This is a genomic window from Cellulophaga lytica DSM 7489, assembly GCF_000190595.1.
Lineage (GTDB): Bacteria > Bacteroidota > Bacteroidia > Flavobacteriales > Flavobacteriaceae > Cellulophaga > Cellulophaga lytica.
In genome coordinates this window covers 1856681-1879688 of record NC_015167.1, presented here as the reverse complement: position 1 = coordinate 1879688, position 23008 = coordinate 1856681, and the positions used below count along the sequence as shown (strand labels likewise).

Here is a 23008-nt window from a genome sequence, read left to right as displayed (position 1 = left end):
ACACAAACAACATGAAAAAAATATTCTACATACTAACACTTACAGCAGTTGTTACTGCCTGCGGAAGCAAAAACAATTCTGTAGAAAGCATTATTGCTAAGGGAGATATAGAAGCCATAAGAGAAAAGAAAGCTACTGTTTCTGAAGAGCACAAAAAGCTAGAGATGCAAATGTTTAAGCTAGACTCTGCCATTGCAGAAATACAAGGAAACAAAAACCTTCCTTTAGTAAGTACATTAACCACTAAAAATCAGGTTTTTAATCACTTTTTAGAACTACAAGGTAACGTACAAACAAAACAAAATGTTTTAATATACCCAGAAATGGCTGGTACATTAAAAAGAGTATACGTTAAAGAAGGACAAAAAGTAAACAAAGGGCAAATACTTGCTACTATAGATGATGGTGGTATGAGCAGTCAACTTGCACAATTAAAAACACAAGCAGAACTGGCAAAAACTACTTACGAAAGGCAACAAAGACTTTGGGAGCAAAAAATAGGTTCTGAAATACAATACCTACAGGCTAAAACCAATTACGAAGCCCAAGTAAACGCTATTAAACAGGCAGAAAGTCAATTAGGCAAATCTAGCATTAGAGCTCCTTTTACTGGCATTATAGACGATGTTATTAAAGAGCAAGGAACTGTTGTTGCCCCTGGTATGGGATCTGAAGTTTTTAGAATTGTAAACTTATCTAATATGTATTTAGATGTAGAGGTACCAGAGACCTACATTAAAAGCATAAAAAACGGAAAAGAAGCTGTTGTATATTTTCCAATTTTAAATGATAGCGTAGTTACTAAGGTTCGCCAAACTGGTAACTTTATTAATCCTAGTAACAGATCTTTTGTAGTAGAAATTCCGGTTCCTAATAAAAACGGAAATATAAAACCAAACTTAACAGCAAAAGTTAGACTTAATGACTACACTAGCAATGAGGCCATTTTAATACCACAAAGTGTAATTTCTGAAAATGCAAACGGAGAACAGTATGTTTATGTAGCAGAAAAAACAGAAGAAAACTATGCTAATGCTAAAAAGAAAATAATTACGACTGGTAAAAGTCAAGGTCCATTAACAGAGGTTGTATCTGGCCTAACAGCTAATGAACACGTAATTAAAGAAGGTGCAAGAACAGTTAAAGACGGACAAAAAGTTGAAATTTTAAATCAATAATTCCATGAGCAAAATACAAAAAAACGCCGACAAGGAATTTAAAATATCCTCATGGGCAATAGATAACCCTTCCGTTATTTATGTGCTAATTGGACTATTTTTATGGATAGGACTCTCTGCTTATATGGCAATGCCAAGAGAAGATTTCCCTGAAGTAATTGAAACCAAAATATATATAAGCACACCATACCCTGGTAACACTGCTGAAGATATAGAACGTTTAATTACAGATCCTTTAGAAGATAAAATAAAAAACGTAAGTAATGTTGTAGAGGTAACATCTACCTCGCAAGAAGACTATGCTATGATTATAGTAGAGTTTGACGAAGGCATTACTGTACAAGAGGCTAAACAAAAAATTAAAGACGAGGTAGATGCAGAAAAAGCAAGTGAAGACTGGCCTACTTTTAATGGTGCAAAAGTAGAACCTAATGTTTTTGATCTTAACTTGTCTGAAGAAATGCCTATTATGAACATTAACTTTACAGGAGATTATCCTGTAGAAAAGTTAAAAGATTTTGCAGAGTATTTACAAGATAAAGTTGAAGACTTGCAAGAAATAAAACAGGCAGACATACGTGGTGCTCAAGAAAAAGAAGTAGAAATTGCAGTAGACATTTATAAAATGATGGCTGCTAAAATTAGTTTTGATGATGTTTTAAATACAATAAGAGGCGGTAATGTTACTATGTCTGCTGGTAATTTAAAAACAAAAGAACAAAGAAGAACTATACGTATTTTAGGCGAAGTAAAAGACCCACAATTACTAAACAACTTTGTGGTTAAATCAGAAAATGGTGCTACTTACCTTAGAGATATTGCTACTATTACTTTTTCTGAAGAAGATAAAACTACCTATGCCAGAGAGTTTGGAGAAAGCGTAGTAATGTTAGATGTAAAAAAGAGAGCAGGACAAAACTCAATTTCTGCATCAGACCAAATAAAAGAAATTGTAAAAAAGGCCCAAAAAGAATATTACCCACCAGATTTAAAAATTTCTATTGCAAACGACTCATCAACAAAAACCTTAAACCAAGTAGATGATCTTGTAAACAACATCATCTTTGGTATTATATTAGTTGTAACCGTTTTAATGTTCTTTTTAGGATTTAGAAATGCACTATTTGTTGGTTTTGCCATTCCTATGTCTATGTTTATGTCTTTTATGATATTATCTTTACTAGGCTACACCCTAAACACAATGATTCTTTTTGGAATGATTATGGGACTTGGTATGCTTGTAGATAACGGTATTGTGGTTGTAGAAAACGTATACCGTTTAATGGATGAAGGTTTGTCTAAAGTTGAAGCTGCAAAAAAAGGTGTTGGCGAAATTGCTTTCCCAATTATTGTATCTACACTTACAACAGTTGCAGCCTTTGTACCTCTTGGTTTATGGCCGGGCGTAATGGGCCAGTTTATGAAATTTTTCCCAATAACACTATCTGTTGTTTTAGGTTCTTCATTACTTGTTGCTATTTTAATGAACTCTATGCTGGTTTCTAGATTTATGGAACTAGGCGAAAAAGAACTTACCGTTAAACAACTTATACGCTTAAGTATTATTCTTGGTGGTTTTGGTTTACTAATATTAATTTTTGGTGGTGCAATGAGAGGCTTAGGCTCTGTAATGATTATTACTGCAATAATGTTCTGGGCTTACAAGTATTTTATTAAAAAATTGGCTATTCGTTTCCAAAAAAACACAATGGTTAAGTTTGAAAACTGGTACGAGCGCAGATTAAAACACGCCTTAAGAGGCGGCAACGTTTACTGGTATGTAGGCGTAACTTTTGTGCTTTTACTTGTTGTTTTTATGCTTTTTGGTATGTCTATTGGCAGTAAAAGAACCAAAATAGAATTTTTCCCAGACAACATTCCTAATGAAATATCTGTTTACATAGAATACCCAGAAGGTACTTCTATTGAGAAAACAAATGCCATTACAAAGGTTATAGAAAAAAGAGTTTATGATCTTTTAGATGATGATATTTACAAGCACAATGGAGAAAATTTTATTGTAGATTCTGCAGTTTCTCAAGTTGGTGAGGGTGCTGGTAACCCACAAACAGATGGTGGTTCTACCGCAGAAATGCCGCATAAAGGTAAAATAACGGTAAACTTTAGCGAGTTTAAATTTAGAAGAGGAATTAACACAGAAGATATACGTGCAAAGGTGCAAAAAGCACTAAGCGGTATTTACCCAGGTGTAAATATATCTGTAGAAAAAGACTCTAATGGACCACCTGCTGGCTACCCTATTAATATAGAATTAGAAGGTAAAGACTATAATGAACTTATAGCAACAGCAGAAAGCATTAAAAACTTTATTAACACCAAAAATATAGCTGGTATAGAAGAAATAAAGATTGATGTAAACAAGAGTAAACCTTCTATGGAGGTTGTGGTAGACCGCGAAAAAGCTGGTGAACTAGGAGTATCTGTTGCTCAAGTTGGTAATCAATTACGTAGAGCATTGTTTGGAGAAAAAGCAGGGGTTTACAAAGAGGATGGTGATGATTATGACATTAACGTTCGCTTCAATGAAGATTTACGCTACAATACAAATGCATTATTTAACCAGAATATAATTTTTAGGGATCCATCTAACGGACAAATAAAAGAAATTCCGGTTTCTGCTGTTGCCACTACTAAAAACACCTCTGGTTTTAGCGCTATTAAGCACAGAGATAACGAGCGTGTTGTAACAATCTACTCTGGTTTAGAACCTGGTTTTACAGATGCTGCTGCAATTGTAGATGAGATACAAAAAGAAATGGAGGATTACAAAGGCAAACCTTCTACCGTAAAAATAGATTACACTGGCCAAATTGAAGAGCAAAATAAACAAATGATATTTCTTGTTAGCGCATTCTTTTCTGGTCTAGGCTTAATTATGCTAATTCTAATATTTCAGTTTGGTGGTATTTCTAAACCAATAATTATAATGATAGCCATTTTCCTAAGCTTTATTGGTGTGTTTGGTGGACTAATGATTACTGGGTGGTCTTTTGTTATAATGATGACAATGATGGGTATTATATCCTTAGCAGGTATTGTAGTAAACAATGGTGTTGTATTGTTAGATTATACCCAAATACTTATAGACCGTAAAAAAGTGAAGCTTGGCTTAGATGAAGGAGATGTTTTATCTAGAGCAGAAGCCACAGAAGCAATTGTAACTGGTGGTAAAGCAAGGTTAAGACCTGTAATTTTAACCGCAGTTACTACGGTACTTGGGCTAATACCACTTGCCATTGGTTTAAATATAGATTTCTTTGCTCTATTCTCAGAGTTTAATCCGCATATATACATTGGTGGTGACAACGTTATATTCTGGGGACCTTTAGCTTGGACAGTTATATTTGGACTTATAGTAGCTACATTTTTAACCTTAATAATTGTACCTGCATTGTTTGACATAACATACAGGTTAAAAATAAGGTTCTCTAAAAAAACTGAAGAAACTAAAATTAGTGCAGAGTAATTACTGTTATATACCATAAAAAAAGGCGCTATAAATGGCGCCTTTTTCTTTTAATTTTTTTTAGCTAAAAGCTATTCTTTTATTTTATCCTGAATTTTTTTAGAGATCATAAAAATTACCAACAACACAATAGCGCACAAAGCTGCAACAATACAGATAAGGGCAATAGTGCTTGGGCCGTTTAGTGGATCTTCAAAATTTATCTGAGTTACGTTGTACCCAATTAGCAATCCTGCTATTAAAAACAAGATTATAAATATTACTTTATTCATTTTAACTTCTATTTAAAATAGTTCATTAATATTTGCTGCAAATAGTTTTACTGCTATTGCAAGCAAAATTACACCAAAAACTTTTCTAATTACATTTAATCCGCTTTTTCCCAGTACTCTTTCTATTTTTTTAGAAGACTTTAACACTATATAAACAAAAAGTATGTTTACTAAGATAGCTACAATTATATTTTGTACGTGATATTCTGCTCGTAAAGATAATAAAGACGTCATTGTACCAGCACCCGCAATTAATGGAAAAGCTATTGGTACTATAGATGCCGTTTCAGGAACATCATCTTTATAAAGTGTAATACCCAATATCATTTCTATTGCCATAAAAAAGATAATAAAAGAACCCGCTACGGCAAAAGAGTTTACATCTATACCAATAAGGCCAAGTATTTCTTCACCTACAAACAAAAAAGCAACCATAATTAAAGTAGCTACTAACGAAGCTTTTTCAGACTGTATATGTCCAACTTTAGCTCTTAAACTAATAATTATAGGTATACTACCAATAATATCTATTACCGCAAAAAGAATCATACTAGCAGTAACAATCTCCTTAAAATCAAAAAAACTAGAAGGCATAATTTAACTTTTTTTAAAAATCGGTGCAAACTTACACTTTATAAAACGGTTTTAAATTACTAAAATTAAAAATAACAACTTATTAACGTTAAAAAAGTATCTTTGCAATCTTATATTACGCATATGTTTCAAATAGGAAAAACTATAGTATCTGAAGAAATTATTGACAACGATTTTGTTTGCAATTTAACGGCATGCAAAGGCGCTTGCTGCATAGACGGTGACGCTGGCGCTCCTTTAGATGACAAGGAAACGGAAATATTGGTAAATATTTACCAGGATGTTAAGCCTTTTTTAAGGCCAGAAGGTATTGCTGCCATAGAAGAGCAAGGTGCTTTTGTTAAAGGAGAAGATGGTGAGTGGGAAACTCCTTTAGTAAATGGAAGTGAATGTGCTTATGTGGTTTTTTCTGATAACGGAACAGCTAAATGCGGATTAGAAGATGCTTACAACGAAGGCATTACCAGCTGGAAAAAACCGGTATCTTGCCACCTATATCCTGTTAGAACAAGAGAATACACAGAGTTTACAGGTGTAAATTACCACAAATGGGAAATTTGTGATACAGCTTGCTCATTAGGTCAAGAATTAAAAGTACCTATTTACAAGTTTGTAAAAGAAGCTTTAATTAGAAAGTTTGGAGAAGATTGGTATAATGAATTAGACTTGGTAGCAAAAGAATACACCAAGTTAAATAATGGGAATAGTTAAAATAACTTCTGTACCCAAAGCTTTTTTACCTTCATCTTTTAAGTCTATAAACTCTACTTTAAAAGAGTTTAAATAGTCTTTAGAAAAGTTTTTTAAGCGTTCTTTTGTAATATCTATACCTAAAGATTTTCTTTTAAGCACTTTGGCTTCTTTAATTTTTTCTGATGCCGCTCTGCCTATACCATTATCTGTTATACGAATTATTATAAACTCTTCATCTTGTTTTGAGATATGAAGGTGTATTTTTTTATTCCCTTTTTTAGATGATAACCCATGCCATAAAGCGTTTTCTAAAAAAGGTTGAAGAATTAGTGATGGTATTTTTACTTGGTTTACATCTACATCCCTATCAACATCTACCGTAAAATCTATTTTATTAGAAAATCTAATGTTTTCTATATGCATATACAAGCTAACGGTTTCTAACTCGTCTTCTAATGAAATTTCTCTTAATGAGGATGCTTCTAATATTTTACGAACTAGTTTAGAAAACTTATTTAGATAATGCACCGCATTTTTCTTTTCATTATTAATAATGTAAAGCTTAATAGAATTTAAAGAATTAAATAAAAAATGAGGGTTCATTTGGCTACGCAGCATAGTTTGCTCTAGCGTGAGCATTTTTTTATCGCTGGTTAATTGGTTTTGCTTGTAAAAGACAAACAAAACAACCATTAATAACACTAAAGAAATACCTATGATAAGTAAAGTAGCTCTATTCTTTTTAAGCTTTAACTTTACTATTTCATTGTCTTTCCTAAGGTTTTCTATTTCATTATTAATTTTTTCATTCTCGTACCTTAAAATAACATCGTTGGCATAACGTATGTTTCTAGTACTACTAATTTTTTTTTCTAACTCTATAGCTCTTTTGTAGTAGGTTAAAGCATTATCATGATTACCTTTTAATTGCTCTAACTCAGACAATCTTTTGGTTCCTAAAGCAATTATTCTTGGTATACCTTGGTCTTTACCAATTTCTAAACTCCTTTTTATGTGGTTCTCTGCTTTTTCAATCTTATTTAACTGCATGTAAGCCCAACCCATATTTGCCTCTACAAAAGCAGTAATGTACTTATCTCCTATTTGTTTGGCGCCAACTAAAGCAGTTTCTAAAAGCACAATGGCTTTTTTAGTTTTATTCTGTTTTAGGTAAACTTGAGCTATACTATTATTACAAATTACCTGCCCTTTGTCTGAGTCTATTTCTTCATTATACGCTAATGAAGTTCTGTATTTTTCCAAGGCTTCCTCTAATTTACCTTGTTCCTCTAAAGCTTCTCCTATATTTTGGTAATTAATAGCTAAACCAAGCTTATTACCCAACTCTTCTTCAATTTTTAAAGATGCATTATACCTGTTAATAGCCAAGTTATACTGTTCTAAACTATGGTATAAATTACCAATACTATTTAGAGATACATTAATACTTCGTTTTAAATCTTTACTAGGCTTTTTTACACTTTCTGCTAGCTCTAAGGCTTGTTGGTTATAATCTAAAGCGGTACGTATTGCATCTATTCTTCTGTAGTCTACACCCAACATATTTAAGCTATATACCTTAAACTCTATATTGTCTGCTAATGTAGATGCCTCTAAACCTAGTTTATGCAATTGTATTGCTTTTTTATATTGAGATAAATTTCTGTATACCGTTCCTAATTGATTATAAGCATAAGATGCACCTACAAAATACTTACTTTTATCTGCCCTAGCCGCAAAATACCTTAACAATAAAGTATCCTTTTTACTGTATTTAACAACAGTATTTATTTGGTCATAAGTTTGCGGTTTTGCAAGTATTAAACTATCTATTTTTTGTTTACTTTTTTTACTAAGTGTAGTCTGTGCTTTTACTTCTGCACTAAGCAAACATAAAACACACATTAATAAAATATGTAGTAATTGCTTTGTAGTAATTATGTTGTTTTTTAATTTAAAAGTCATAACCAAATTAAAGCAAATCTAAAAAGTTAGACTTTTTTTGTCTAGACACAGGAATTCTGTCGTTAGATTGCAACACCAAGTAACCATCTGTTTTAATAAATTCTTTTACCTTATTTACATTTACAATGTAAGAGTTATGCACCCTAAAAAAGTTTTCTAAGGTAAGCATATCATCAACCTCTTTAAGTTTTTTTGTTAATACAACTTTATTGCCATCATCTAAATATAGTGTACTATAGTTACCATCAGACTCAGCATACATAATTTCATCACTATTTAAAAAAATAAGCTTTCCGTCTGTATTTATAGTAATCCTTTTATTTGCTTTATTAGAATTAAATCCTAAAAGCAATCGTTCCAAACGCTCAATGGTATCGTTTTTCTGATTGTATTTTTTAATCTTAACAATAGTATCATTTAAGTCATCTGTATCTATAGGTTTTAGCAAGTAATCTATAGCTTCATTTTTAAGAGCCTTAATAGCATATTGGTTGTATGCAGTGGTAATTACAATAGGATATTCTCTGTCTTTCACCTTTTGCATAAACTGAAACCCGTCCATAATTGGCATTTCTATATCTAAAAAAACACAATCTGGTATATTTCCGTCTAAGTAATTAAGGGCCTCATAAGGGTCTGTAAAAGAAGCTACCACTTTAATTTCATCACTAAAGTTGGTTAACTCCCAAGTTAAGCTCTGTATGGCTTTTATTTCATCGTCAATTACAACTGCTTCTATCATAACAAAGATTTAGAATAGTAAATGTACAATACAATGTTTAAAACAATATTTTTTTTGTGTAGTTGGTTAAAAATTACGTGTTAATTGCTTAAAAAAGCTGATTTTCATACAAACTATACATTTTTTTTCTCCATCTATACATTGTTAACGCATAGATTAGTAAATGATTATAAATTAGCAATGTATTAGATGTGCGTAATACAACATTTATAAAGTAAACCTAAAAGCAATTACAGAATTATGAAAAAATGCATTTTTATGTTTAGCCTATTAGTAATTACTATAGTTATTGCCGCGCTAATAGAAAACAACAAAACAACAACAAAAGACAAAAAACAAGAGGCTGCTTTAATTACAACAGATAAAAACGCAGATTCTTTACTAGCAACAACAGTAAATAAATAACAAAATTAATTTTATGATACCACCAAACTAAGAGTTTACGATTCTAAAGGACGTGTATTAAAAAAACAGAATACACAACTGCGTTAAGCAGCCTGCTTTAATAAAACGTTAAATGGTTTTTATTGCAAATGGTTTAAAGGTTTCGGGGGGAACTACCTGAATCATATAATAGTTCATTTTTGTTTGTATTAAAGTCAGAATCGTAAAGTTTGGTGCGTCATAAATTGCTACTTCACTCACAAACAACACTTCTAAATAATATACTTTTTGGTTTATTTTTTTACAGCATTTTTCTGTTTAAAAAACTAAAAAAACATATAAATTCTTCAAAGGCAATAAACATCACTGGCGAGGACACATGTCAACAATTACTGTTAAAAACTTATAGCCTAAAAGCCGCAAAAGCCCTTTACCATGTGGCTACATTTTACAATCTTTGTAGTCCCCCAAGGTTTAAGGGTCAATTCTCCTTAAAATTTTTAAAACAGTTATAATCCAGATTTAAATTATGTCAGCAGCAATAGAACCTATTTTAGAAAAAAACGAAGACAGATTTGTAATTTTCCCTATTAAACACAACGATTTATGGGATTGGTATAAGAAATGTGAAGCTAGTTTCTGGACAGCTGAAGAAATAGATTTACACGCTGATCTTGATGATTGGAAAAATAAATTAAATGACGACGAGCGTTACTTTATTAAACATATACTAGCATTTTTTGCTGCATCTGATGGTATTGTAAATGAAAACCTAGCAGAAAACTTTGTTAGCGAAGTACAGTATGCAGAAGCAAAATTCTTTTATGGTTTCCAAATTATGATGGAAAACATACACTCGGAAACATACTCATTGTTAATTGATACATATGTTAAAGATGAAAAAGAAAAAGATATTTTATTTCACGCATTAGAAAACTTTCCTGCTATTAGAAAAAAAGCAGATTGGGCATTAAAATGGATAGAGTCTCCAAGCTTTGCAGAGCGTTTAATTGCTTTTGCTGCAGTAGAAGGTATTTTCTTTTCTGGTTCTTTCTGTTCTATATTTTGGCTTAAGAAAAGAGGCCTAATGCCAGGATTAACCTTCTCTAACGAATTAATATCTAGAGATGAAGGTATGCATTGTGATTATGCTGTTCACCTACATAACCACCATTTAATTAATAAAGTACCTAAAGAACGTATTACAGAAATACTTGTAGACGCATTAGATATAGAAAGAGAATTTATTACAGAATCTTTACCTGTAAGCTTAATTGGCATGAACTCTAAATTAATGACACAATATTTAGAATTTGTAACAGACCGCTTATTAGTAGAATTAAACTGTGACAAAGTGTACAACTCTACAAATCCATTTGACTTTATGGATATGATTTCTCTTCAAGGAAAAACAAACTTCTTTGAAAAAAGAGTAGCCGAGTACCAAAAATCTGGAGTTGCCAACAATAATGATGGTGACGACGCACAGAAAATTAGCTTTGACGCAGATTTTTAAAATTTAACCCTTTTATTTTTTAGAATAAATTTCTAAAAAAAGCACTATAAATAACCAATTTGTTGAGTCTCACAAGACTTGACCTAACCAACGTATCACTAAAAACAATTGTAGCATGTATGTAGTAAAAAGAGACGGCAGAAAAGAATTAATAATGTTTGACAAGATTACGGCAAGAGTTCGTAAGCTTTGTTATGGCTTAAACGCATTAGTAGACCCACTAAAAGTGGCTATGCGTGTAATAGAAGGTTTATACGATGGTGTAACAACATCTGAGTTAGATAATTTAGCAGCTGAAATTGCAGCTACTATGACAACCACTCACCCAGACTACGCCAAGCTAGCTGCACGTATATCTGTATCTAACTTACACAAAAACACAAAAAAATCTTTCTCTGAGGTAATGAAAGATTTATATGAATATGTAAACCCTAGAACAGGTAAAAAAGCACCTCTTTTATCTGACGAAGTCTTTAAAGTGATACAAGACAACTCAGAAAAACTTGACTCTACTATTATATACAACCGAGATTTTGGCTACGATTATTTTGGATTTAAAACCTTAGAACGTTCTTACCTATTAAAACTTAACGGTAAAATAGCAGAACGCCCGCAACATATGTTAATGCGTGTTTCTATTGGTATACATTTAAACGATTTAGATGCTGCTATAGAGACATATGAACTTATGTCTAAAAAATATTTTACACACGCTACACCAACATTGTTTAACTCTGGTACTCCAAAGCCACAAATGTCTTCATGCTTTTTACTTGCTATGCAAGATGATAGTATTGATGGTATTTATGACACATTAAAGCAAACTGCTAAAATATCTCAGTCTGCTGGTGGTATTGGTTTATCTATACACAATGTAAGAGCTACAGGCTCTTATATTGCAGGTACAAACGGTACATCTAATGGTGTGGTGCCAATGCTACGCGTTTATAATGACACGGCTCGTTATGTAGATCAAGGAGGAGGAAAACGTAAAGGTAGCTTTGCTGTTTATGTAGAACCATGGCATGCAGATATTTTTGAGTTCCTAGATCTAAAAAAGAACCACGGTAAAGAAGAAATGCGTGCGCGTGACCTTTTTTATGCAATGTGGATTCCAGATTTATTCATGCAAAGAGTTGAAGCTAACGCAGATTGGACATTAATGTGCCCTAATGAATGCCCTGACTTATACAAAAAGCATGATAAAGAGTTTGAAGAGGCATACTTAGCCTTTGAAGCAGAAGGCAAAGGAAGAAAAACAATTAAAGCTCGTGATCTTTGGGAAAAAATACTAGAATCTCAAATAGAAACTGGTACACCTTATATGCTATATAAAGATGCAGCAAATCGCAAGAGCAATCAAAAGAACCTAGGTACCATACGTTCTTCTAACTTATGTACAGAAATTATGGAGTATACTGCTCCTGATGAAGTTGCTGTGTGTAACCTTGCCTCTATTGCATTACCAATGTTTGTAAAAAATGGCGAGTTTGATCATAAAGAACTTTTCCGTGTAACAAAACGTGTTACCAGAAACTTAAACACAGTAATAGACCGTAACTACTACCCAGTAGTAGAAGCAGAAAACTCTAACATGCGCCACAGACCAATTGGTTTAGGTGTACAAGGCTTAGCAGATGCATTTATTATGATGCGTATGCCTTTTACTAGTGATGAGGCAAAAAAATTAAATCAAGAGATTTTTGAAACATTATACTATGCTGCCGTAACAGCTTCTATGGAAATGGCTAAAGAAGATGGGCCATACTCTAGCTACGAAGGGTCTCCAATATCTAAAGGAGATTTTCAGCATAACTTATGGGGTATTAAGGATGATGAATTATCTGGTAGATGGGACTGGGAAAAATTACGTAAAAGCGTACTAAAAAACGGAGTTAGAAACTCTCTTTTAGTTGCTCCTATGCCAACAGCATCTACATCTCAAATTTTAGGAAATAATGAATGTTTTGAGCCTTATACATCTAATATTTATACACGTAGAGTATTATCTGGTGAGTTTATTGTTGTAAACAAGCATTTATTAGAAGATTTAGTACAATTAGGGCTTTGGAACGAGAGCCTAAAGCAAGAGCTTATGCGTGCTAACGGCTCTATACAACATATTGATATTATTCCTGAAGATATTAAGGAACTATACAAAACAGTTTGGGAGTTAAGTATGAAAGACATTATTGATATGTCTAGACACCGTGGATATTTCATTGACCAAAGTCAGTCTTTAAACTTATTTATGGAAAATGCAAACTACTCTAAGTTAACGTCTATGCACTTTTACGCATGGAAAAGCGGACTTAAAACTGGTATGTACTACTTAAGAACTAAGGCTGCTGCAGATGCAATTAAATTTACAGTAGACAACAGCAAGAAAAAAGAGAAACCAGTTGTTGAGGCTCCAGAGCCTAAGTTAGCTGCAGTTAGCGCTGCACCTAAAGCAACTGCAACAGAGTTAAAAGTAAACCCTACACCTGCAGATTCAGATGTAGAACCAATGAGTGCAGCAGAAATGAAAGCACTTATAGAACAAGCTAAAGCTGGCCAAGCAGATGACGATTGTTTAATGTGCGGCTCATAACAGCGTAAAGCTTTATGAACACCTCTCGTTATGGACGAGAAAAAAAATACCTCAACTATGCCCTCCCCTAATTTGGCATAGCTTGAGGTTTTTTATTTTTTTAATATTATTTTACCAACTATACCAAACAAAAAAGCATCATTAAACACTACCATAATAGTAGATTTAATGATGCTTTTAAAATCTATATAAAAGCTATGCAATAGCCATAGCTATTCTTTTCTAAGTCTAGGTCTAATAATTGTAGAATACACTAATGCAGATGTATACACAATTAATAAAATAAAATAATTCTCCATAGTAGTATGTATTTTCTAAAGAATAACAATTTAAACATTACCCTTTTGTTATTTATACGTTATGAAAATACAAAAAGTTTACATACAACCAAATAAAAGCGCACTTAATCGATAAATATTTAGAGAATTTAACTTGAAATTACAATTTTTAACACAATTTGAGAGTTTCAAAAACAAAAAAAGCTATGCATACACATAGCTTTTTTAATATTTTAAACCTAATCTTTACATAAAACTATCTACTGTTTTATAAGCCTCTATAACAGCACGTTCACCAGCCTTATTAGGTCTAGAATTGCCGTGCTCCATACCTAAAATACCAGTAAATTTTTTATCGTGAATAAATTTAAATACATTTTTATAATTTATTTCTCCTGTAGTAGGTTCTTTTCTTCCTGGGTTATCACCAATTTGTATGTAAGCAATTTCATCCCAACTTGCTTCCATATTTGGTATTAAATTACCCTCTTGTATTTGCTGGTGATAAATATCAAATAAAATTTTACAAGATGGAGAATCTACAGCCTTACAAATTTCATAAGCTTGCGGAGACTCTGTTAAAAACAACCCTGGATGATCTCTAAAATTTAACGGCTCTAACACCATTATAATTCCGTGAGGCTCTAATATAGCTGCTGCTTGCTTTAAAGACTCTATTACATGAGCAGTTTGGTAACCCATAGACTGCTTTAAATCTACGTGTCCTGGCACCACAGTAACCCATTTTGCATTAACACGCTTGGCTACCTCAACAGATCTTTTAATATCAGACAAAAACTTTTCTCTAATGGTTAAATCACCAGAAGTTAAACTAGGTTTTTTCCAAAAAATTTCATGCGCCACAAAAACGCCCATTTCTATGCCTAAATTTTGCATTGTCTTGGCAAGTTTGGTTTGTGTTGCCACATTACGACTTAGCATTGTGTTATCTTCTAAAGCAGTAAAACCTTCATCTGCCATAAAACGCAATTGATCTTCTAAACTTTCTGCGTGGTTAGAAAACATTCCAAAATGAGGCGCATACTTTAAATTAAATGCGTGCTTAGCATTTGTGTTATAACCAGCCCCGTAACCATAAGCAGTACCTAAAGTTAATGCACCTGTAGTTAATGCCGATTTTTGTATAAAGCTTCTCCTTTTCATTTAATAAATTATTATAAAGCCCAAGCTTTACCTCCTGTAAACTCTTCTGTAGTACCACAAGGAACATATTTACCCGGTATAGGATCAAAAGCTAAAAAGTTTTTAGCTATTTCTTCCGTAGCCTTATAGCCTCTAATTGTCCACCCCCTAAGCTCATGAGCAAAAGCAATAGCTCCAGAGTTTATATCTAATTCGGCCACTTCTCCATTGGCAATAGCATTATTATAATTACGCATCGTAATATTTTGTTGTTTAATTTGCTCTTCAGATAATTTTAAACAACTTGCCAAGGCGCTTTCTAACTCTTCAGCTGTAATATCTGTTACAGCATCTTTACCAGATTTGCTCTTAGCTAATGATAAAAAACTAGCCATTTTAGCTTTAAACAATGCTTTTTCTTCTTCTGTATTAGATACATTTATATATTGATCTACAAACATATGCACATTTGCTTCAGATGCAGAAGGAGAATCAGTTTTTGGTAAAATAATATCCATTAAGGTTATCACAACATTACCTTCTTCCTCTGAAAAAAATTCTGGAGCAAAAGCAACACCTTTATCGTTTTTACAACTTTGTACAATACTAATTAAGGTTGGCGTAGCTACAACATAGCCTAATGACAAACCTAGGTTCTTAAGTGCTAATCTTCTATTCATTATAATAATCCTTTTTTAATTTGTTCTGCAGCGTGGTTTGCTGCTCTTGCAGTAAAAGCCATATATGTTAATGATGGATTAACACATGAAGACGATGTCATAAAAGACCCATCTGTTACATACACATTAGGTACAGAGTGCACTTGGTTGTATTTGTTTAATACAGATGTTTTAGGATTATGACCCATACGAGCAGTACCCATTTCATGTATTCCAAGGCCTAAAGCTCCTAAATTATCAAAAACATTAACATCTCTAAATCCTGCAGATTTTAACATTGCCGCAGCCTGTTCTTTAATGTCTTCTCGCATTTTTAGTTCGTTCTCTTTAAACTCAGCATCAAAAGTAACAGTTGGTAATCCCCAATCATCTAACTTATTATAGTCTAATGTAAACCTGTTATCTTCATAAGGTAATACTTCACCAAAGCCCATAATACCCATTGTCCATCCACCAGGTTTTAAAATAACATCTTTTAAATCTTTACCATAACCCGTTTCTGCAACTACCTCTTGCCAGTTACCTCTACTTGCACCACCTTGGTAACCATAGCCTCTAATAAAATCTTTACGGTCTGTGTCTCCTCCTAAATTCCTAAATCTAGGAATATAAACACCGTTAGCTTTTCTTCCTTTATAGTATTTATCTTCAAAACCATCAAACTTACCATTTGCACCACAACCTAAATGGTGATCCATAATGTTTCTACCTAATTGATCTGACTCATTACCCATACCATTTGGGAAAGTATCAGACTTAGACTGCATTAATATAGCTGTAGAAGCAATAGCCGATGCACACAAGAAAATTACTTTTGCTTTAAACTCTATTTTTTCTTTTGTTACCCTATCAATAACCTTAACTCCTGTTGCTTTTTTAGTTTCTTCATCATAAATAACCTCATAAACAATAGAGTCTGGCCTTAACGTTAAATTACCTGTAGCTTCAGCAGCAGGCAAGGTAGAAGAGTTACTACTAAAATAAGCTCCAAACGGACACCCTCTACTACAACGGTTACGAAATTGACATTTAGATCTTCCGTCTCCTGCAAATTTTTTATCACTAGTAATGTGGGCAACTCTACCAGCAGTAATAACACGGCCGTTAAAATTCTCGGCAACGCTTTCCTTTAATTTTTCTTCAACACAATTTAATGGCATCATTGGCTCAAACTTACTATCTGGTAGTTGGGGTAAACCCAAGCTTTCTCCAGACACACCAATAAATGTCTCAACCTTTTCATACCAAGGCTCAATATCTTTATAACGCACTGGCCAATCTACACCATGACCATCTTTTTTATTAGCTTCAAAATCTATATCACTCCAACGGTAACTATGCCTACCCCACATTATAGATCTACCTCCTACGTGGTAACCACGCATCCAGTCAAAACGCTTAGTTTCATTGTAAGGATGCTTTAAATCATTTACAAACCAATGCTTAGTATCTGCATTTGTAGTATAACCAGTTCTAGATTGCTTTAACTGTTTTGCTTTCTCTTCCGGAGAAATGGCTCCGTTATTTGGCAAATCCCAAGACTCTTTAAAAGCGGTAGGGTAATCCTCCCTATGTTTTACCATTCTACCTCTTTCTAAAATTAAAGTCTTTAAACCAGCTTCACATAATTCTTTAGCAGCCCATCCGCCACTTATACCAGTTCCTACAACTATAGCATCATAAGACTCTTGTTCTTCGTTATAATAAAATTTGCCCATTCTTTGCGTTGTTTATTTGATAATTTTCTCAAATATAAAATAAATTTTCTACATTTAAACCCTGTAAATATTGAGGTTAACGTACTATAACGTTATAGTTGATGTAAATTCCTAAAAATTAAATATCTAAAAAATGAAAGTTAAAAACCTAGTTAAACAAAGTGTAAAATATCCATTAGTTTTACTTGTTTTTTGTTTTGCATCATGTAAGGATGCTCCTAAAAAAACCGAAGAAGTAAAAGAAGAAATTGCGAAAACTAAAGTAGACGAAAAAAAACCATTTTTTGAGTTGTCTTTAGCGCAGTGGTCGCTACACAAGCAAGTTTTTGATGGCGGAAATCCTTATGATTTTGCTGAGAACGCGAAAAAATTAGGTTTTACTGGTTTAGAATATGTTAGCGCTCTTTACAATGATGTTAAGGAGGCAAATTATTCTGATGAGGCTATGGCAGAATTTGTAGCTAAATCTAATGAAGCTGCTAAAAAACATGATATGAAAAATGTTTTAATTATGGTAGACGGACAAGGAGATCTTGCTTTGGCAGATGCCGCTGAACGTAAAAAAACTGTTGAAGCTCATTACAAATGGGTAAAAGCTGCCGCAGAAATGGGATGCCACGCCATACGCGTAAATTTAGCAGGTGCTACAGAAGAAAAAGAATGGGTTGCCAGCTCTGTAGATGGATTAACACAACTTGGCACTTTTGCTAAGGAACATAATATAAATGTTATTGTAGAAAACCACGGCGGATTGTCATCTAATGGAAAATTACTTTCTGAAGTAATGAGCAAAGTTAATATGGACAACGTTGGTACATTACCAGATTTTGGAAACTTTTGTATTAAAAAAGCAGAAGATGGTAGCTGTGAAGATATGTATGACATTTACAAAGGGATAACTGAATTAATGCCATATGCAAAAGCAGTTAGTGCTAAGTCTTACAATTTTGATGCAGAAGGAAATGAAACGAAAATAGACTATGCCAAAATGTTACAAATTGTAAAAGATGCTGGTTATACTGGTTTTATTGGGGTTGAATATGAAGGTGAAGAAAAAAGTGAAGAAGAAGGTATTATTGCTACCAGAGACTTACTAATTAATGCATCTAAAAACTTAAAATAAAAAAATAAGCCTTAAAAGATACTTTTATGAGTAAAAAAATTAGACTAGGAATTCTAGGTGGCGGTGGAGATTCTTTAATTGGTGTTTTACACAGGGTTGCTTCTTTTATTAATGACAATTACCAAATTACTGGTGCTGTTTTTAATCCTAATTTAGAAGATAGCTTAAGTTTTGCAAAACAAATAGATATTCCTACCAACAGAATATATAAAGATTTTGACACACTTATTGAGGAAGAATTAAAACTACCTGCAGAAGAAAGAATACAAGTATGCTCTATACTTACTCCTAACTTTTTACATTTTCCTATGGCTAAAAAGTTATTAGAAAATGGCTTTCATGTTATTTGCGAAAAACCAATGACAACCACTTATGAAGAGGCTAAAATTTTACAAGCTACTTTAGAAAAAGCAGGTACAATTTTTGCCGTTACACATACGTATACTGGCTACCCTATGGTACGCCAAATGCGAGAAATGATTAAAGCTGGTGCTATAGGAGACATTCAAAAAGTAGATGCGCAATACTACCAAGGATGGATAAACCCTATAATTCATGAAAAGGATAAAAGAGCCAGCACTTGGCGTTTAGATCCCGAAAAATCTGGTATTAGCTGTTGTATGGGAGACATAGGTGTACACGCGTTTAATATGATAGAGTACACAACTGGTATGCAAATAAAATCTTTATTATCAGATTTAAATTATTTATATGATGATAATAAAATGGACATAGACGGTACAGCTCTTGTTCGTTTTAACAGTAACGCAAAAGGTATTATTAGAGCTAGCCAAATAGCTACAGGTGAAGAAAACGGACTTACCATTAAAATTTACGGGAACAAAGGCGGGTTAAAATGGGAGCAAGAAAACCCAAATTATCTGTATGTTATGAGTGATGATAAACCTTTGCAGGTATACAAACCAGGACACGCTTATAACTCTGATTTATCTTTAGACGGAACCAAATTACCTCCAGGGCATCCAGAAGGTATTTTTGATGCAATGGCTAACATTTATTTAGGCGTTGCCAGAGCTGTAAGAGGTGAAAAGTACAATGATGGGGAATTCCCAACAATGTTAGATGGCGTGCGTGGTCTTAACTTTATACAAAGTAGCGTAACCTCTCACCAAAAAGGAAATGTTTGGATAGATTTAGATTAACTAATACACCAATATAAAAACAAAAAGCCACACTTTAAAAGTGTGGCTTTTTGATATAATGTAGTGCCAGTTTAAAAAACTTTTTCAAATTCCTCACAAACAACTATCATACTATCTGTGGGCTTACGTTTAAACTCTGCCAATTCTCTTGTATAATAATCTACGTGTGTAGTTCTCCAATACGATAAACTTTTATCTCCCTCACCCTCTTTCTGCGCATAACTTTCGTCAATACTAAACAAAGGCTTTAATTTAACAGCCGTAGTACGCACAATACATTTTGCTTGGCCACTCCAGTCGGTAACAATTCTAAAATCACCTATTTTTGGTAAGGATTCATTACGCAATTGCAAACCAAGTAAAGAGTGCGTAGTTGCCTTTTTTATTCCTTTAACAACCAGTGTAGCACACTCATTTGCATCTTTTTCATTATCGCAGAAATGTTCTACTTTAGGGTCTTTTACAAAAGCATCTTCCAAATGCTTATCTAAATAATCTCCCCATAAATTCTTAGCCGATTTATTGTTTTCCACAGATATAAATTTATATTTTTAGTCCAATACGGTTTTTATGTTGTTCGTCGCACAAAACCACTCAATTCGTATAAAAAGCTACCCCAAATCGTTTACAAATTATTATATTTATAACTTGGGTTATTCTTCTTTATAGCCTTAAAAATTAAACGTTAAATATAGCATTAAATTACATAAAATGAAGACAATAAAAGGTCCATCGGTATTTTTAGCACAATTTGTAGACAGTAAAGCTCCATTTAATTCCTTAGGAGGATTATGCAAATGGGCAGCAGACCTTGGGTATAAGGGTATACAAATACCTACTTGGGAAACTTTTTTAATAGACCTAGACAAGGCCGCAGATAGCCAAGAATATTGTGATGAACTTAAAGCAAAAGTAAATTCTTATGGTTTAGAAATTGCAGAACTATCTACTCATTTACAAGGACAATTGGTTGCTGTACACCCAGCTTATGACGTAATGTTTGATGGTTTTGCACCAGAACATTTACGTGGAAATCCACAAGCAAGAACAGAATGGGCAATAGAAACCGTTAAAAAAGCTGGTACTGCAAGTAGGCGATTAGGTATTAAATCTCACGCTACTTTTTCTGGTTCTTTGTTATGGCATACAATGCACCCTTGGCCACAAAGACCTCCTGGTTTAGTAGAACTTGGTTTTGAAGAACTTGCAGCTAGATGGTTACCTATACTAGACCATTTTGACAAAGAAGATGTAGATGTTTGCTATGAAATTCATCCAGGAGAAGACCTTCATGACGGAGATACCTTTGAGCGTTTTTTAGAAGCTACAGGCAACCACAAACGTGTAAATATTTTGTATGACCCAAGTCATTTTGTACTACAACAACTAGATTATATTGCTTTTATAGACCATTACCATCCATACATAAAGTCTTTTCACGTAAAAGATTCTGAGTTTAACCCAACAGGCAAAAAAGGTGCTTTTGGTGGTTATAATGACTGGAAAGACAGGGCAGGAAGGTATCGTTCTTTAGGAGACGGACAAATAGATTTTAAAACTATTTTCTCTAAGCTTACCCAATACGGATGCGATGTTTGGGCTACTATGGAATGGGAATGCTGTATTAAAAGTCCTGAGCAAGGTGCTACAGAAGGTGCTAAATTTATACAAGACCACATAATTGAAGCTACAGAAAAAACTTTTGATGATTTTGCTAAAACTGGTACAGATAAAGAGTTGCTAAAAAAAATGTTAGGCATTTAAAATAACAAACAACAATAACTACTTATGAAAAAATTAGTATTAATAAGCTGCTTAACTGCATTAACTTTTAGCTGCAAAGACAAAGCAACCCAAGAAACAAAAGAAAAAGAAATTACTGCAGAAAACACCATAAAAGAAGTACCTACAAAAAATGAATGGACAGTGCTTTTTGATGGCAGTAACCTTGACAATTTAAAATTGTACGGAAACGATAACGCTATTGAAAATTGGAAGATTGAAGGTGACGCCCTAGTTTTTCATCCACCAACAAACAGACCTAAAGACACCCATTACAATCTTGTTTCTAAAAAAGAATACACAAATTTTGTATTGTCTATAGATTGGAAAATATCTGAAGGAGGAAATAGTGGTATTTTTTGGGGAATTAAAGATGATGGCACATACGGACAGCCTTATGAAACAGGTTTAGAAGTACAGGTGCTAGACAACCAAAAACACCCTGATGCAAAAAACGGAACAGATCGCCAAGCTGGTGCTTTATATGATTTAGTTGCTCCTAGTAAAGACGCAACAAAACCAGTTGGAGAGTGGAATACAACAGTTATTACAATTAACCACAACACCAACAAAGGTAGTTCTGTTTTAAATGGTGTTACGGTAGCAGAATTTCCTTTAGAAGGAGAAGAATGGAACTCCTTACTAGAGAATTCTAAATTTAACGGCTGGGATGGTTTTGCTAAATATAAAACAGGTAAAATTGGCGTACAAGACCACGGTGATGTGGTATCATACAGAAACATAAAAATTAAAGAATTAAATTAAGCATGAAAAAAATTATCTGGTCTCTTTTAGGGCTTCTAATTATTAGCTGCCAAGAGAAAGCAACAGTAGAAACCCCTGAAACCAAATCTGAAGTAGATTACATAATCCACGAGGAATACAGTGGCACAGAACCTACAAAACCTGAAGAAACAGAATTATACAAACCAGTACCAGCAACAGTTACACCTGCAAAAAATAATGCCGCTCCTAGTGATGCTATTGTATTATTTAACGGTAATAACTTAGACCAATGGGTTGGCACAGATGGCAAACCAGCCCCTTGGGATGTTAATGAAGAAGATGGTTTTTTTACAGTAAAAGATAAATCTGGAGACATTAAAACAAAAAAGGAATTTGGCAGTATACAACTGCATATAGAATGGAGGTCTCCTAAAGAAATTTTAAGAGATGGACAAAACCGTGCAAATAGCGGTGTGTTTCTTCAAGATAGGTATGAAATACAAGTACTAGATAACAACAATAATGATACTTATGTAAACGGACAAGTTGGCTCAATATACAAACAACATATTCCGCTTGCAAAAGCATCTGTACCTACTGGAGAGTGGAACACTTATGATGTTGTGTACCACGCACCAGAATTTAATAAAGCTGGTAAAAAAATAAAATCTGGGACACTAACACTTTTACACAACGGAATTCTAGTTTTAGACCATGTAGAAATTAAAGGCACAACACCTTACATTGGATGGCCTAAAAACGAAGCTCACGGTAAAGCCCCTTTAAGATTGCAAGATCACGGAGACAACAGCAGGGTTAGCTATAGAAATATTTGGGTAAGAGAACTCTAATAACACTTCTTTAAAACCAGAAAAATTCTGTCTATTACAACTAGGCAGAATTTTTTACTTTAATCAGAAAATTAAAGTATTTATCCTATCATTTGTTTTCAAACTAGTGAAATAGCGTTA

19 protein-coding genes are annotated in these 23008 nt (G+C 33.3%); 11 read left to right on the top strand and 8 right to left on the bottom strand.

Features of this window, described 5'->3' with window-relative positions; translation table 11 throughout:
• The first annotated feature begins 11 nt into the window (after positions 1-11).
• Both CELLY_RS08440 and CELLY_RS08435 read left to right on the top strand, forming a co-directional pair.
• The gene (locus tag CELLY_RS08440; RefSeq protein WP_013621248.1) at positions 12-1178 is read left to right on the top strand and encodes an efflux RND transporter periplasmic adaptor subunit; all 1167 of its coding nucleotides are present in this window, start codon (positions 12-14) and stop codon (positions 1176-1178) included.
• Positions 1179-1182: 4 nt separating this feature from the next.
• Entirely contained in the window at positions 1183-4665 is a 3483-nt protein-coding gene (locus CELLY_RS08435; protein ID WP_013621247.1) for an efflux RND transporter permease subunit, read from the top strand.
• 71 nt (positions 4666-4736) lie between these two features.
• Here the strand turns inward: CELLY_RS08435 and CELLY_RS08430 are convergent, their stop codons facing one another.
• Together CELLY_RS08430 and CELLY_RS08425 are read right to left on the bottom strand one after the other, a co-directional pair.
• Positions 4737-4937, bottom strand: coding sequence for a hypothetical protein (locus tag CELLY_RS08430; RefSeq protein ID WP_013621246.1), 201 nt, complete (start codon positions 4935-4937; stop codon positions 4737-4739).
• 12 nt (positions 4938-4949) lie between these two features.
• Positions 4950-5531 (bottom strand): MarC family protein, encoded by a 582-nt coding sequence (locus CELLY_RS08425; protein ID WP_013621245.1) that lies wholly within the window; start codon positions 5529-5531, stop codon positions 4950-4952.
• Positions 5532-5654: 123 nt separating this feature from the next.
• On the opposite strand from CELLY_RS08425, the gene CELLY_RS08420 reads away from it, so the two are divergent.
• Positions 5655-6242, top strand: coding sequence for a DUF3109 family protein (locus CELLY_RS08420; RefSeq protein ID WP_038505728.1), 588 nt, complete (start codon positions 5655-5657; stop codon positions 6240-6242).
• On the opposite strand, the gene CELLY_RS08415 is transcribed toward CELLY_RS08420, so the two are convergent.
• Positions 6222-8189 carry a tetratricopeptide repeat protein gene (locus CELLY_RS08415; RefSeq protein WP_013621243.1) on the bottom strand — a complete coding sequence of 656 codons (1968 nt, stop codon included), beginning with the start codon at positions 8187-8189 and terminating at the stop codon, positions 6222-6224. The two genes, CELLY_RS08420 and CELLY_RS08415, sit on opposite strands and share 21 nt — an antisense overlap.
• Positions 8190-8196: 7 nt before the next feature.
• On the bottom strand, positions 8197-8931 hold the full coding sequence (locus CELLY_RS08410; RefSeq protein ID WP_013621242.1) for a LytR/AlgR family response regulator transcription factor: 735 nt from the start codon (positions 8929-8931) through the stop codon (positions 8197-8199).
• A 240-nt stretch (positions 8932-9171) separates the two neighbouring features.
• Between CELLY_RS08410 and CELLY_RS17060 the strand changes: the two genes are divergently transcribed.
• The 3 genes from CELLY_RS17060 (at position 9172) to CELLY_RS08400 (ending at position 13424) form a co-directional block, all read left to right on the top strand.
• Complete coding sequence (locus CELLY_RS17060) at positions 9172-9336, top strand: hypothetical protein (RefSeq protein ID WP_161633457.1); 165 nt, start codon at positions 9172-9174, stop codon at positions 9334-9336.
• A gap of 508 nt (positions 9337-9844) precedes the next feature.
• A complete protein-coding gene (locus tag CELLY_RS08405) occupies positions 9845-10831 on the top strand; it encodes a ribonucleotide-diphosphate reductase subunit beta (protein WP_013621240.1) in 987 nt (328 codons plus the stop codon).
• A gap of 115 nt (positions 10832-10946) precedes the next feature.
• Positions 10947-13424, top strand: coding sequence for a ribonucleoside-diphosphate reductase subunit alpha (locus CELLY_RS08400; RefSeq protein WP_013621239.1), 2478 nt, complete (start codon positions 10947-10949; stop codon positions 13422-13424).
• Between the two features lie 524 nt (positions 13425-13948).
• Here CELLY_RS08400 and CELLY_RS08395 read toward each other — a convergent pair.
• Genes CELLY_RS08395 through CELLY_RS08385 form a run of 3 tightly spaced genes read right to left on the bottom strand, consistent with a single transcriptional unit; the run spans position 13949 to position 17243 of the window.
• Complete coding sequence (locus CELLY_RS08395) at positions 13949-14866, bottom strand: hydroxypyruvate isomerase family protein (RefSeq protein ID WP_013621238.1); 918 nt, start codon at positions 14864-14866, stop codon at positions 13949-13951.
• 11 nt (positions 14867-14877) lie between these two features.
• Positions 14878-15525: a gluconate 2-dehydrogenase subunit 3 family protein gene (locus CELLY_RS08390; protein WP_013621237.1), complete on the bottom strand. Its 648-nt coding sequence runs from the start codon at positions 15523-15525 to the stop codon at positions 14878-14880.
• A complete protein-coding gene (locus CELLY_RS08385) occupies positions 15525-17243 on the bottom strand; it encodes a GMC oxidoreductase (protein WP_013621236.1) in 1719 nt (572 codons plus the stop codon). Before CELLY_RS08385 ends, CELLY_RS08390 begins: the two co-directional genes overlap by 1 nt.
• Before the next feature lie 133 nt (positions 17244-17376).
• Between CELLY_RS08385 and CELLY_RS08380 the strand changes: the two genes are divergently transcribed.
• Both CELLY_RS08380 and CELLY_RS08375 read left to right on the top strand, forming a co-directional pair.
• Positions 17377-18366 carry a sugar phosphate isomerase/epimerase family protein gene (locus tag CELLY_RS08380; RefSeq protein WP_013621235.1) on the top strand — a complete coding sequence of 330 codons (990 nt, stop codon included), beginning with the start codon at positions 17377-17379 and terminating at the stop codon, positions 18364-18366.
• Positions 18367-18392: 26 nt separating this feature from the next.
• A complete protein-coding gene (locus tag CELLY_RS08375) occupies positions 18393-19529 on the top strand; it encodes a Gfo/Idh/MocA family protein (RefSeq protein WP_013621234.1) in 1137 nt (378 codons plus the stop codon).
• 71 nt (positions 19530-19600) lie between these two features.
• On the opposite strand, the gene CELLY_RS08370 is transcribed toward CELLY_RS08375, so the two are convergent.
• Positions 19601-20062 (bottom strand): ASCH domain-containing protein, encoded by a 462-nt coding sequence (locus CELLY_RS08370; protein ID WP_013621233.1) that lies wholly within the window; start codon positions 20060-20062, stop codon positions 19601-19603.
• Between the two features lie 178 nt (positions 20063-20240).
• Between CELLY_RS08370 and CELLY_RS08365 the strand changes: the two genes are divergently transcribed.
• The 3 genes from CELLY_RS08365 to CELLY_RS08355 are packed head-to-tail and all read left to right on the top strand — an operon-like array spanning position 20241 to position 22888.
• Positions 20241-21293, top strand: coding sequence for a sugar phosphate isomerase/epimerase family protein (locus CELLY_RS08365; protein WP_013621232.1), 1053 nt, complete (start codon positions 20241-20243; stop codon positions 21291-21293).
• A 24-nt stretch (positions 21294-21317) separates the two neighbouring features.
• A complete protein-coding gene (locus CELLY_RS08360; RefSeq protein WP_013621231.1) occupies positions 21318-22076 on the top strand; it encodes a 3-keto-disaccharide hydrolase in 759 nt (252 codons plus the stop codon).
• 2 nt (positions 22077-22078) lie between these two features.
• Positions 22079-22888, top strand: coding sequence for a 3-keto-disaccharide hydrolase (locus CELLY_RS08355; protein WP_013621230.1), 810 nt, complete (start codon positions 22079-22081; stop codon positions 22886-22888).
• The last annotated feature ends 120 nt before the right edge of the window (positions 22889-23008 follow it).

Coding starts and splice junctions, on each gene's coding strand:
- CELLY_RS08440 (WP_013621248.1), top strand. CDS start 12: ATGAAAAAAATATTCTACATACTAACACTTACAGCAGTTGTTACTGCC.
- CELLY_RS08435 (WP_013621247.1), top strand. CDS start 1,183: ATGAGCAAAATACAAAAAAACGCCGACAAGGAATTTAAAATATCCTCA.
- CELLY_RS08430 (WP_013621246.1), bottom strand. CDS start 4,937: ATGAATAAAGTAATATTTATAATCTTGTTTTTAATAGCAGGATTGCTA.
- CELLY_RS08425 (WP_013621245.1), bottom strand. CDS start 5,531: ATGCCTTCTAGTTTTTTTGATTTTAAGGAGATTGTTACTGCTAGTATG.
- CELLY_RS08420 (WP_038505728.1), top strand. CDS start 5,655: ATGTTTCAAATAGGAAAAACTATAGTATCTGAAGAAATTATTGACAAC.
- CELLY_RS08415 (WP_013621243.1), bottom strand. CDS start 8,189: ATGACTTTTAAATTAAAAAACAACATAATTACTACAAAGCAATTACTA.
- CELLY_RS08410 (WP_013621242.1), bottom strand. CDS start 8,931: ATGATAGAAGCAGTTGTAATTGACGATGAAATAAAAGCCATACAGAGC.
- CELLY_RS17060 (WP_161633457.1), top strand. CDS start 9,172: ATGAAAAAATGCATTTTTATGTTTAGCCTATTAGTAATTACTATAGTT.
- CELLY_RS08405 (WP_013621240.1), top strand. CDS start 9,845: ATGTCAGCAGCAATAGAACCTATTTTAGAAAAAAACGAAGACAGATTT.
- CELLY_RS08400 (WP_013621239.1), top strand. CDS start 10,947: ATGTATGTAGTAAAAAGAGACGGCAGAAAAGAATTAATAATGTTTGAC.
- CELLY_RS08395 (WP_013621238.1), bottom strand. CDS start 14,866: ATGAAAAGGAGAAGCTTTATACAAAAATCGGCATTAACTACAGGTGCA.
- CELLY_RS08390 (WP_013621237.1), bottom strand. CDS start 15,525: ATGAATAGAAGATTAGCACTTAAGAACCTAGGTTTGTCATTAGGCTAT.
- CELLY_RS08385 (WP_013621236.1), bottom strand. CDS start 17,243: ATGGGCAAATTTTATTATAACGAAGAACAAGAGTCTTATGATGCTATA.
- CELLY_RS08380 (WP_013621235.1), top strand. CDS start 17,377: ATGAAAGTTAAAAACCTAGTTAAACAAAGTGTAAAATATCCATTAGTT.
- CELLY_RS08375 (WP_013621234.1), top strand. CDS start 18,393: ATGAGTAAAAAAATTAGACTAGGAATTCTAGGTGGCGGTGGAGATTCT.
- CELLY_RS08365 (WP_013621232.1), top strand. CDS start 20,241: ATGAAGACAATAAAAGGTCCATCGGTATTTTTAGCACAATTTGTAGAC.
- CELLY_RS08360 (WP_013621231.1), top strand. CDS start 21,318: ATGAAAAAATTAGTATTAATAAGCTGCTTAACTGCATTAACTTTTAGC.
- CELLY_RS08355 (WP_013621230.1), top strand. CDS start 22,079: ATGAAAAAAATTATCTGGTCTCTTTTAGGGCTTCTAATTATTAGCTGC.